The sequence below is a fragment of the Oleiphilus sp. HI0043 genome (assembly GCF_001634935.1).
Genome location: NZ_LWEY01001726.1, coordinates 1 through 863, shown reverse-complemented (window position 1 = coordinate 863; position 863 = coordinate 1). Strand labels below are relative to the sequence as shown.

Below are 863 nucleotides of genomic sequence, written 5' to 3'. Positions count from 1 at the left end.
GAACAGTTCAAGACAACAGGCGTTGTTTGTGCTTGGTTGGCGGGATTGGCTCAGTATAGAGAGATAGCGCTGAAAAAAATCAATGAGCTACCAGACCGAGTAACCAGAAAACTATTTAAGCTCTCTGACAGTCACGATCTGAATTACCACTTTGATCAATTAAAAACGAGTAGATGGTTTGAACCTCAACAAATAAAGACAAGCACAAACGGTACGGAGATTCGTGAAAAATACCGCGTTGGCAAATGCAGCCTTGTTGGCGGAGATTTTCCGTTGCCACCCAAGATCTTCGTTGAAGGTGACCAACTGTATGTTCTTTCTGACACGCATATTTGGAGACTCTATGCCGATTCATTTGGGGCGACACTCATTCCCAGCGATAATCTACAACCTGAAGACCTAAAACAAATAGATCAACAGATAAGTTACAACCCAAAACTCATATCGCTCGGCCGTTTCAGCGACCTTACAGATATCAATTCGGTCGCACAACTTGACGATACACTCGTATTTACCTCGCCGGAGACTTTCTCAGTCATCATTACTGAGTGTTCGGGATCTGCGGTCTTGAATACAAGTAAAGGTCGCTCATCATGATAACCGACGAGTCGCTTTTAGAGCGTTGGCAGTCATCCTGGAGTGAAGCGCTTGCTTTGTGGAGTCGCTATACACAATTAAGAAACCCACTTTTATGTGAGACGCATCTAGAAGCTTCAAAACAGGGCTTATCTGGTAGCTTTGCCATGATCCGTTTGAATGATCAGGCTGTCGTAGTTGATTTAGAAGCGATCACCAAATACAAGCTTCAAGACTATGCAGTTGAAGTGCTTGCTCACGAGATTGGTCACCATATTCTTTCGCCA

General features: G+C 44.0%; 2 protein-coding genes. Both read left to right on the top strand.

The features are described 5' to 3' along the window. The coding region (locus A3729_RS33520; RefSeq protein WP_197476117.1) for a hypothetical protein at positions 1-597 on the top strand (597 nt) is incomplete at its 5' end. Next, a partial coding sequence (locus A3729_RS26350; protein WP_197476114.1) for a hypothetical protein occupies positions 594-863 on the top strand: 270 nt, incomplete at its 3' end. The genes A3729_RS33520 and A3729_RS26350, both read left to right, overlap by 4 nt.